The 12,843-nt window shown below is 38.4% G+C and carries 3 protein-coding genes; all 3 read right to left on the reverse strand.

The annotated features are described in order from the left end of the window. Nucleotides 1–1,904, reverse strand: a 1,904-nt coding sequence (locus E1J38_RS14615; protein WP_145774456.1) for a M14 family metallopeptidase, incomplete at its 3' end; no start/stop codon positions are given. A gap of 44 nt (nucleotides 1,905–1,948) precedes the next feature. Beyond that, the gene (locus E1J38_RS14620) at nucleotides 1,949–2,740 is read right to left on the reverse strand and encodes a DUF8693 domain-containing protein (RefSeq protein WP_133355178.1); all 792 of its coding nucleotides are present in this window, start codon (nucleotides 2,738–2,740) and stop codon (nucleotides 1,949–1,951) included. A gap of 171 nt (nucleotides 2,741–2,911) precedes the next feature. After that, nucleotides 2,912–12,843: DUF8693 domain-containing protein (locus tag E1J38_RS14625; RefSeq protein ID WP_145774466.1), on the reverse strand; the 9,932-nt coding region annotated here is incomplete at its 5' end.

A 12,843-nucleotide genomic window follows, 5' to 3' on the forward strand; every position in this document is an offset into this window, starting at 1 on the left:
GTTTTGCTTTCATTGTTATTATAAGGACCAGCAGGAGAATCTGTAATAGCTAGAGTTCCAGAAAAGGCATCAGAGGTCGTTCCCCAAGAACCACCAGAGGCGGTCCAGTTGGAGATTCCGTTAGTCTCTTCGTCATCTTCAAAGAGTATGGTCGGTGTATAGTATTTTATAATATTAGCCTCGTATAAGATACCATCGTCATTGCTCAAAGCTACTTTAAATTCAATAGCATCGTTAGGTTGTATACTAGCGTTAAGTGTAAAAGGAGCAGACACGTTACGCTGTTCTAGTGTTACCATTCCAGACTGAACTGAAGGGCTGGTAAGCGATGTTATATTAGAGGAAATGGGGGTTACCGTAAGAGTAAAATCACTATCGGTTTGACCCAGATACTCAATACCAAAGTTAAAGTTACCACTTAAATCAGTTACGTTAGAAGATGATAAATCTATAATTTTAGCATATTTACCACTAAAGTAGGCAGCCAGGAAATTGGCTCGCATAGCACGACGAGCTATATCGTCAATAAGCAGAGGGTTTGGCCAGAATCCACTTGAGCTGGCTGCTTCAGATCCACCACCATTTTCAGGTGTCCAAGCCATGGTGTCTTTACCAGCCCCAGGGCCACCGGTAGAGCCTGCTACAGCAGGTCCCATCATCCAGTCGTTCATATTTCCGCTATTCAAAGCACTAATTTGAGTACTAGGTCCATAGGCATAACGGTTAAAGTGGGTCATATCATGGTTGTACTTGGCAAATTCATCTTCACGTCTATCCACACCAGCAGCATCCAAGGTAGCAGGGTCAACTCCCGCATAACCATGTAGCATAGCATTTTTAAAGGAGTGGTGGTTAAGTACTAATTTAAAGTCGTGATCCAGAAAGAAATCTCTAACAATTTGAGATTCAGGCTCAGAGAAATAAGTAGTGCCTCTGTAAGTTTCACTACATCCAGAAGTAGAAGAGCCACCGTTGCCCCAATAGTATCCAAAGTTTCTGTTTAAGTCTATACCATCAGTATAAGTAGAACACGCTCCCGTATCTCTTCTGTTTTTACGTTGTAGGCCACCACCATTAGGAGCTACAGCTTCGTTGTAAGCCAATCCGTCGGAGTTCACAATAGGGATGAAATAGAGTTCTTGGTTATTTACAAGAGAGGTGATTGCAGGGTCTGAGCCATAGTTTTCTAGAATATACCACATGTAATACATCAGGTTCATTAAGCTAGAAACCTCCCGAGAATGGGTCATTCCTGTATACAGTGTTTCAGGCTCATTAGCCTCATCGATATCAGGATTATCAGATATACGAACATAGTATGTGGTTCTTCCCTCTAGGGTAGTTTGGTTTGTAGGTGACGCATTGGTCTTAACCGATATGATATTGGGATATAGCGAACGCATAAGGTCTAATTCAGCGAGTGTTTCAGAGACAGTAAAACATCCTCCCATACTACCAAGTTTAAAGTTAGTAGGTGTGGGCCAATTAATTTCATCACAGCCGTTATATTGTCCTATATTATCAAAAAGGATGTTAGAAACACTAGTTTTTCCAAAACCGGCTTTGGCGTGTAGGCTTGTTTTTTGTGCTTCAAGTTCCTGTATGGCATTTGGAAGATTTTTAGTAGCTCTATCGGCATAATACTTGGTAAGGTCATCAATAAGGACATTATAGGCAATCCCCTTATTTTTTACCCTTTTAAGTTCATCTTTAGAGAGTTCTAACTGAAGCCCCTGACTATTAATAACAGCTCCACAAGTGAGATCCATACCTAAGTCACTTAATGTATGAATAACATCATGAGAAGGAGCGTTTATTATGATACGTTTGTAGTTTAAGTTTTGCGAGTAAGTAGCTTGTAAGCATAGGCATAGTAAGATACTTGAGAGTAAAATTTTTTTCATGTGAGAGACTATAAATATAAACTGGTTAAAAATTTAAATAGCAATTAAAGCACCATTATCTTTTTTGTTAGTAATCCTTTATTGGTAAGCATATTAATAATATAGTAAGTATTACTATTTAATGTTAAAGGAATTTTGAAATCACTGTATGCAGCAGTTTTTTTTGAGTATAGATTTTGACTTGCTATATTGTAAATATCAATAGCTTCAATCTTTACATTATTATTTGTGCTTATAATTAATTCATTTGATTTGTTAGAATAATGAACTTTAGTAGAAGCTAATATTTCATCATTGGTTGATAAAGAATTTTTAGCAACACTACTTTCAGTTGATTCCTTAAAAGCTAGATAAAAACGGTCTGTATATTCACCACTTGTCATATAAGAATCAAAATCTTTGTCGTTAATCTTTGAATAAGTTTCCATTTCACTATCATAGATGTACATATTTGTAGAAGATGAAAAGTTGTAAGTACCAGCTAGTTTAATTTTTATATTTCCTGAATTTTGAAGAAACATACCCAAAGGATATTTTTTTGTATCATCAAATTCTCCAACACCCTGTATAACATATCTATTGTTATCTATCAACCAATTTAAATCATCAGGAAATATATCTCTATTTATGGCATCATAGCCATAATCAACACCATCTGTGGCAGAGTTGTCAGGTGTAAAACCAATTAATAAATGCCTCACAAAACCATTGGGCATGGTAAAATCTATTTGAATTTTTTGCATATCATCTTGAGCTTCAGCTGTGTTAATAGAGGAAAAGGCTATTATCATGCATACTATTATATAGTGCTTAAAATAAGTAGTAATTTTCATCATTAGATTTGATTTTTATCGATGAATGGTATATTTAAGCGCTAATATACATATTAACTTATTAAAAATCCATAAAAAGCAAAAAAAATCGATGAAATGCACATAATGATTAAAAAAATGTAAAAAAAAGAGATGCTGTTTTAGCATCTCTTTTTAAAAAATTAATTGAAGTCTTTATTGCTGTATCACTATTTTCTTATTGGTTGACCCATCTAAAGTTTCTACTTTAACAATATAAGTGCCTTCGGCCACTTTACTGATAGGTATTCTAATTTCATTGGTGGAAAGATTAGGAGTGTTTGATACATTCCAAGATTTAATAGTCTGCCCCAATATATTTGTTAAATATATCTGTTTAACATTTATATTTACAGGGGTTTTAATATACAATTCTTTAGAGTTTTGTAAATAGTTGATGCCTATTAACGAATCCAGTGCATTATCATTATCAAATGATAAAGTATTATTTTTTTGGAACGTTAAGAAGAACCTATCCAAATAATCACCAGCTTCCAAATTCATTTCAAAACTCTTATTGTTTATTTTGGTATATGTTCCTAATAATGAATCGTAGACATAAACCTTGGTATTTGGGTCAAGTCCATCCATATCGTTTAAAATGATTTCAAAAGTTCCACCTGAACCTAGATAAAGGCCTAATGGGAGTAATTTGGCTTCATCAAACTCTCCAACCCCTTGAATTTCATAACCTTTGCCATTAATAATCCAAGTTAAGTCATTAGGGAAATTGTTAAATTTAGGTGCATCGTAACCATAGTCTACATTGTCTGTAGCTTTATCTCCAGGAATAAAACCTAACAATAGTTGTCGAATAGCACCTTCAGGAGTTTTAAAATCTATTCTTAAACGTTTGATGTCATCTGAGGCTGTACCATTTTGGGGAGTTGCAGTTCCAGATGCATTTCCTTTTTTTGTGTTATTAGATTTCAAAAATACCGAACCACTGTTTGCTAAGCCAGTTAAAGCTTCTCTAACAAAAACACGTTGGTCGTTATTAAATTCTATTTGCCCACCAACTCCATTACCATCAGGTCCAAGATCAGCTGCTGTTACAAAAAAGCCTTGCCCAACTGGGATGTATCTTTCTGGAACTTTTGTTCCTGTGCCTCCTAAAATTTCATAACCTTCAGCAGTTGGGGGTGGGGTGGCGGCAGCAATTCCTCCAACCAAATTTAAAACAGCGTAGCCACCTTCATACTGAGCTAAAATATGGGTATTGTTACCAACATAATGTTCCCAAAAGTATAAAGCACCTGATATGGTATTAGTTCCTGTAGGACCATTATCTATTAAGAAAGCATTAGCATCTATGGCAGAAGCATATGGATTACCAACTAAAGCATCATATCCATCGTTAATAGGTGTTGTTATGGTATTATTATTTGGTTTACCTGTAAATACATAGTTTTGAGTACCAATGTTATAAGCTACATAATTATTGCCACTACCCTTCATAATATGTCCTAAGCCAGCATTGAAATTGACAGTATTTCCGATTCTTCTCCAAGCAGCATAGGTATTGTTTGTGTAATTTTCATAGGCATACATCCAACGAGTACTAACAGATATTGGATCGGTGTCTGGTGCTGTATATGTTCCAGTAAAGGTAATGTTTTGAGGCATAGCACTTGTACTACCATCCATCATAGTTCCACCTACACTTCTGGGGTTGTTATTAGTTCCTGTTACTCTTGGCCCAACCGGAGATCCCCAATAATTATAGTTAAATGGGTTATTAGTTCCTTGTTGGTCACGTTCTATATAACCACTACTATTTACATCCAGAATACTTTCCGTAACTTGATTTGTAGTTCCAGAAGTTATCGATATACCTGCACTACCCGTATAGCGTTTCTGAACCAACTGAGATTCTCCAATCAAATCAATTAAACCATCAAGCAGCAGATAATGGGTAACCCATAAACCGTGGCCAGTATTGGTTTCATCTTGTGTACCAGTATTTGTAACTGTTAATTCTCTATTGACATCCACTAGTAAACCAAGCAAAATTACATCCTGGGTATTAGAAATAACATCATGTCTTATTTGAGCTATATTCCAATCAATTGGTTGTCCATTAATGCCTGTACTGTTAGGGTGGTCCCAAACAGAATCTCCATGTTGCCAAGGTGTTCCAGCACCAGTAGTATTCCAATTGCCAATGGCTTTGGTGAAATAAGGTAATGGAGCGGTTTCATCTTGCGTAGTCTCTATATTTCTTAGTTGCCCATTTGTGGCTCCAGTTCCACCAGTTGGAATTAAATAACCACCAACTATTTCAGAAGCTTGAACCATTTGATAATAAGCTCTTAAGCTAGCCCAGTTTAATCCAGCTACATCAATAGGAACAATATCGCCTTCTACCAAACCATTATCATGAATGCGTTGATTCATCATCTGGCGTATTTGTTCAACCGTAAGCGCAACATCCCAAATACGTAATTCTTGCATCCATCCGCTATAATAGTTTACAGGGTTAGGGTTACCACCAGCTGGATTTTGATCCATAGCCCCTAATATAAATTCGTAGTTATTTGATGTTGGAACACCACTACCGCCACTATCCATTTCAATACCATCCACATAAAGTGTATAAGTACCATCATATGTTACAGCTACATGGTACCATCTATCTGTTCCAATAGGAGAGGCAGTTACAGCAGTTGATCCATTATAATTAAATGATAAGGTGTTGCCTTCTAAACGTAAATCATAACCATGTGTTACATTTGTGGCATCACGTTTAGAAAAAATGGTTTGAATATTATTGTTTGCTAGACCTGTTTCTGTAGTAGCATCTGGTTTAACCCATACTTCAAAACTAAATGAACCACTTAAGTCATAGTTATTTCTAAAGGTTACATTATCATTTTCACCGTCAAAATCCAATGTACTACAATCAGTTAATGTTACCGTAACATCTGAAGAACAGTCACCATCGTCACCACTGTTAGGTGTGGTCCATGTTAGAGTATAATCACCGCCTGGACCCGAGAACTCAGCTTTAGGATCATTGACATCTGAGAAATAATTTTCAGGAGCATTGGTGTCAACTATATTAGGGCCCATATAATTAGAAATAGACCAGGTTCCAGGGATGTCTCCAGGTCCGAGTGTGGGATCAAAATCAGATCCGTTAAATGGGTTTGGATTTAATGGTGTCCATCCATCATCTGGGTCATCTCCAGGTAGTAAATACCAACCTTCCCATGTGTTTTCTGCAGCATATTCGTCATAATTATCACGAGGTGATAATCTATTATCATAAGCATGAAGGCTAACATTACTACCACAATTGTCTATTGTTACGGGAGCAGGTGCTGGCCCTGCATTAGCATAGTGAACCGTAAGGAATACATCTTCAGAGCCATCTGGTGCTAAACTTCTACAACCATTAATATAGGTGGTTACTGTATATTTTTGATAACCTGGTGCATAAGGCGTGTACATCACATTGTTAGTACCTGCAATTACTGGTAATACATTACCAAATTCATCAGTCCATTCTACTTCACTAACACCTCCAACACCAGGTAATGTTATACCATCTATTGCCCAGCTACTAGAACAGTTTCTAACAAATGTCCATCGAACTCTTAAATTAGTTTGACCAAAATAATCACTTAAATCCAAAGAAACGTCCGCAAAATCTTGATAATTTGCTGGTGTACTTGCTGGACCAGTAATTGTTGGTCTTAATTCTATATCGTAATTAGCACCTCCATCAGTAGATAGCTCAATTATAAGTTCAGCTGCAGGTGCAGGCTCAGTAGTAGTATGAGTTTCATCAGTAAAACAGTTTTGCGCACCTTCTAAATAATAAGCCTCTCTAAATTCTAAAACAGCATCCTGAATGGTCATAAGGCTAAAAATTGGCGTTTCCATGGTTGTAATTCTGTTGCCTGTATCAGGATCAAATATTACAGGATGCCCACCTACACCGGTAGTGTTATAATAGCCATATGCAATCGCAAATTTACCTTCGTTGGTTGGTGGAGAAACTATATCATTGTCATAGGTAACGCCTGTATGGTATGTTTTACCATCATTGGTAACAGACCAATTATTTTGATTAACACTATTACCTGAAGCAGATAATCTTCCCAACTCTCCATCAACTAACCATCCATCAGGGTCATTAGTGTTTAATTGCCCGTTATCAAAACCACCTTCTGTATTTAATGTTTCTCCTCCAAAATTAACAGAGGAAGAAAAGGTAGAGGTTCCTCCTAAACAATATTCTATAGGCGAAGCCTGAACAGGCTCAGGTTTTAAGTTAGATGGAATTACACTTACATAAGCTACATCAGAATAAACATCTCCACATGCACTACCCGTATTAACTACAACTCGGAAGGCGGTTGCACCATCTACTGCATTAGTTAAAACATCAGTGAAATTATAAATAAGTCTTCCTGCATTTCCAACAGTAGAACCAGGACCAATAGGGTCAATAGGGACTGTAGTAAAGTCGGTTACTGTGCTATTTAAATATTGCCATTCAACAATATCTGTAGCTGAAACTCCACTCACTTCAAGTTGTCCGTTACCTTCATGACAAGCAATTATTTCGCTACTAACAGGCCCTTGATTATTTTGATCATCTAAAGCATAACCTTCCAAAGTAAATCCACCAGCTACATAAGGTTGAACTGTTAATGTAAGTTCATCATATTGGGAAGCACAAGGAGCAACAGGATTGTTTGTAGTTAACCTTAAGGTTACATTACCTGAGTAACCCGTTGCGGGTGTATAAGTAACCGTTTCTGGGTTAGCTGTTTGAGCTATAGAACTTAATGTGCCGCCACCTGAAATAATAGACCATGCAGCTGAGGTAGCACTTCCTCCAAAATTAGCACCACTAAGGGTAACTATTTCATTAGAACAGATAGTTTGGTCTGTTCCTGCATCAACAGTAGGAATAGATATTATTGTTAATTCCATAGTATCTGATACCGCAAGGCAAGGACCAGCCGGATCATTAGATGTAAACGTTAGAGTTACATTACCAGAATTTACATCATTCGAGCCTGGTGTATAGACAGCATTTAATAAACTTGGGGTATTGAACCCTCCATCTCCGCTTGTGCTCCAAGTACCGGAGGTAGCACCACCACCTCCTAATGTAGCATTCATAGTTGCTGTACTGTTAGAACAGATGGTTTGATTACTTCCGGCATTAACAGTAGCATCTCTGTAAATAGTAAATGTGAAATCTTCTGAAACCACAGAGCAACCACCACTAGCGGGTATAGTATATGTAATAGTATAGGTGTCTATATCAGTGTTAGTTGGATTAAAAGCACCTGTTGATGCATTGAATCCTGTAATAGATCCTCCTGAATTTGCTACGTAAGAATAAGTGCCTCCATTTAAGTTTGATCCAGTCAAGGTTGGGGAATAGCTTGTATTGTCCGATACACAGTATTCTGAACTAGAATAACTTAAATTGGTTATTACTGGTAAAGGGGTGACCGTTAAAGTTGCCCCGTTAGATGTTACATTTGGGCAGTTTCCTCCTGCACTGGCAATAATTACATCATAAACACCAGCATCTGCAATGGTTAAAGGACTAATTGTTAACGAAGATGATGTTGTTGGCGAACCGTAATTAATACCATCTTTTCTCCATTGATACGTGTTTGTGGCTGCTAGAGCTCCCGTAGCTGTAACGTTAAAAGTCACGCTGTTTCCTTCACATTCAGTAACATCATCAGGATGGTCTGTAACGGTTAATACTTGATTGACATTTAAAGTTACTGTAGTTGAGGTTTTACTAATACAAGAAGTGTCTCCACTAACAATAACATAATAAGAACCCGCATCGCTCAACGTAGTTGAAGCAAAGTTTAAGGTTGCATTTGTTCCTACTGAAATATCAGAGGGAGATGAAACTTTAAACCATTCATAGCTAAGGTCATCACCAAAGGCAACTACTGATAAACTAGCGGAATCGGACTCACAGACTCCAACATTTTGTGGCTGTGTAGTAATAATAACATCTTCTTTAATGGTAACCGAAGTGGATGCTGTCTCGGTAGCACATCCACTAGAAGCAGGAATCGTATATGTAATAGTATAAGTACCTGTAGAACTTGTACTAGGTGTAATAGCTCCAGTAGAAGAATTGATTGTTAATCCACCTGGAGATGCTGTAAAAGTTCCTCCCGTATAGGCTCCTGCTGTATTGCTAAACACCACCGATTGAGCTGATGTTTCTGAATTACAGAAGGGTTCATTATAACTAATAGTAGCAGATGGTTCTTCCGTAATGGTTACAGAGGTTGTTGCTGTTTCGGTACCACATCCACCAGAAGCAGGAATGGTATATGTTACAGTATAAATACCCGGCGTACTTGCACTAGGCGTAATAGCTCCTGAAGAAGTATTAATACTTAAACCAGCCGGAGCAGAATAGGTACCACCGGTATAAGCACCAGTTCCGTTAAGCGTTACAGATTGTGGGTTGGTTTCCGAATCACAAAAAGGTCCATTATAACTAATAGTAGCCGTAGGTTCTTCCGTAATGGTTACAGAGGTTGTTGCTGTTTCGGTACCACATCCACCAGAAGCAGGAATGGTATATGTTACAGTATATGCTCCGGGAGTACTGTTACTAGGATCAATGTCTCCAGAAGCATTAATGGATAAACCAGCCGGAGCAGAATAGGTACCACCGGTATAAGCACCAGTTCCGTTAAGCGTTACAGATTGTGGGTTGGTTTCCGAATCACAGAAAGGGCCATTATAACTTATAGATGCTGTTGGAATTGGTGTAACATTAACAGTAGCCGAGGTTCCAATACTTTGCGTACAAGTAGGGTTATTAGTATAAGCTACACTTACCAAATTATAGGTTGTAGTACTAGAAAGAGCTCCGGTGTTTAAAACATAGGTTGCATTTCCTGAAGCCGTACCTAATGGATTCGAAGCATCCGTTGTTAAATTAATAGTTTGATTTGCTCCTCCATTAATGTTGTATGTAACAATGATATCACTATTTTCATGAGCATCAACATCAAAAGTAACCGTAGAACCGGTCCCTTCACAAATTGGAGTAGCACTTGTACTTATTGAGGCCGTTGGGTTATGCAAAATATACAAAAGCATATCATCTTCGGCATCACCACATACGCCTCCTGGATCATCTGTTGCGATCGTTATTGTAATTATCTGGCCAGGTGTGGTCACAGCTGGAAGCGTATAGGTACCATTTAACTGAGCATTGTTTCCACCACTATTTGGTACGGTTCCACCAGCACCATTATCACTCCAATCCCATTGGTTGGCATTTTTAATAGCACCACCTACAAAACCGGCAAGGGTTATTTGTGGTGTACCGTCACAAACATATTGATCTGGTCCTGCGTCTGCTATCGCACCAGAACCAATGGTTATTTCTAATGATGATAGTCCACTATTTCCACATGGGTTCGTAGCTCTAACAGAAACATCATCTTCATCGGCATTGGCAGCTATGTTAACAGTAATGCTGTTAGTGCCAGCTCCTGAAGTAATTGTAAATCCGTCAGGTAAAATCCATTGATACGTCGCTACATTAGAATCATTTGGAACGGTATAAGTAATGTTTGTAGCAGGGGGACATATGGCCGTTGAAGCATTACTTGTTATGATTCCTGGAGTACCAGGTGTAGCAGAAAAAACTTCAATACTTCCTGTTGTTGTAATGGGGTTACATCCAGTAGTTGTTACGGTGTAGTTATAGGTTCCAGCACCTGATGTTATATTTCCACTTATGGTGTAAATACCTGTGCCCGAATTGTATGAGCCAGAAATTGACCCTGTAATAGCAGGAGACCATGATAATGTTGCTCCGGTACCACCGCCTCCAATAGTATAGGCTATATTCGCTATAGCATCACCAGAACAGATTTGCTGATTATTGTTTCCTGTGTTTAGGCTAATACTTGGATCAGGTGTTACGGTAACGGTTGTAGTCGCCGTGTTCACACAGCCGTTATTGTCTGTAACCGATACTGTATAAATACCATCAGAAGCTAATACTGCAGTTAGCGATGGGTCTTCTAAAGAAGAACTAAATCCGTTTGGTCCAGTCCAACTATAACTTACAGCAGATGAGCTTGAACCATTGTTTGTAAATGTAGCATTAAGGTTGATGGTGTCTCCTATACAGACAGGGCCATTGTTAGAGGCACTTACTGTAGGTAAAGGGTTAACAGTAACGGTAATGGAATCTGTATTTTGACAACCATTGGCATCGGTTCCTGTTACGGTATAGGTTTGAGTTGAAGTAGGCGAGAAGGCCACATTGTTTGTTATGCCATTATCCCAAGTATAGCTTGAAGCTCCGCTACCAGTTAAAGTTACCGAATCACCCAAACAAATTTCAATATCTGAGGCATTAGCTACGACAGAAGGTAATGGGTTAACAGTAACAGTAATGGAATCTGTATTTTGACAACCATTGGCATCGGTTCCTGTTACGGTATAGGTTTGAGTTGAAGTAGGCGAGAAGGCCACATTGTTTATTACGCCATTATCCCAAGTATAGCTTGAAGCTCCGCTACCAGTTAAAGTTACTGAATCACCCAAGCAAATTTCAATATCTGAGGCATTAGCTACTACAGAAGGTAAAGGGTTAACAGTAACGGTAATGGAATCTGTATTTTGACAACCATTGGCATCGGTTCCTGTTACGGTATAGGTTTGAGTTGAAGTAGGCGAGAAGGCCACATTGTTTGTTACGCCATTATCCCAAGTATAGCTTGAAGCTCCGCTACCAGTTAAAGTTACTGAATCACCCAAGCAAATTTCAATATCCGAGGCATTAGCTACTACAGAAGGCAATGAATTTACGGTTACCTGTATACCATTACTGCCAGATTGTTGTACAGCACATTGTACATACGATGTTAGCTGTAAAGAAATAGTTTCAGAGCCGGTTAAAGTATTTGTGGTATAAGTTGGATTGGTAGCCCCTGATATAGGACTTCCGTTTAATAACCATTGATAATCTGGATTTGAGCCTCCATTTGTGATAGGGCCCGTTGAGAATGTGACTGAATTTCCGGGACATATAGATGTACTGGATGCATTAATACTAAAAGACACAGGTCTAGAGTCATTAACAGTCATATTAATAACGTTACTTGTTGCTGTAGTGCCACAAGCAGATAAGCTTGAAGTCATCACAACAGTGATAGCATCTCCATTAGCCAATGAATTGATTGGAGATAAATGAGCAGGATTATTAGTGTCAAAAGTTGCACTATTCACTCCTACGGGAGTCGCTCCAATGTACCATTGGTAGGAAGGAGGAGAACCTCCATCAGTTGGTGTTGCTGTAAATATGACTGAATCGTTCTCACAAATGGTAGTTGCTGTTGCCGAAATCAATACAGAAGCATTGGCCGCAGCATCTAACACGGTAACATCAAATGAACAACTGGCTGAATTTCCTGCAGCATCTTCAATATAATATGTAACCGTTGTAGTACCTACATTAAACGATTGTCCACTAGCATCATTGATTCCTGTGGCTGCACTTGATCCAGTAGTAGCGCCAGAAAGTGTCCAAGTTTGTAAAACAACCCCACAATTATCATTAGTTGTTGGGGCAATTCCAGAAATAATCTCAGCACAGGTTGATGGTGTGTTTGTTACAGTAACGTTACTTGGGCATGAGATTGTTGGGTTTGTTGTGTCATCTACTCTAATTATATGAGTGAAATTGGCACTTGTATTCGAACACTGGTCAGTTACATTATATGTTCTGGTAATAACAAAAGGATAAGATCCAGAGACATTGTCCGAGCTGCTAACAGTAATATCTGTATCGGCTGAACAATTATCTGAAATAGTGAGAGACCCAGTTAAAGCTTCAATTCCCGCTACGGTGGTTTGGGCAGCAGGAGCTACAGCAATAGAGCATCCTTCAATATTGGTATCTGTTATTGTGCCTGTAATTACAGGGGCTGTAGTATCATCTACAGTAATAATTTGAGTTCTGGTGGTCGCAGGGTTTCCACAAGCATCAGATATGTTCCAAGTTCTTGTATATGTTCCACCACAGGCACTGCCTACTAAAGGACCAGTCACACTAG

Source organism: Seonamhaeicola sediminis (assembly GCF_004358095.2).
Classification (GTDB): domain Bacteria; phylum Bacteroidota; class Bacteroidia; order Flavobacteriales; family Flavobacteriaceae; genus Seonamhaeicola; species Seonamhaeicola sediminis.

Excerpts from the sequence above, each read along its gene's own strand:
- E1J38_RS14620 (WP_133355178.1), bottom strand. The coding sequence starts at position 2,740 with ATGATGAAAATTACTACTTATTTTAAGCACTATATAATAGTATGCATG.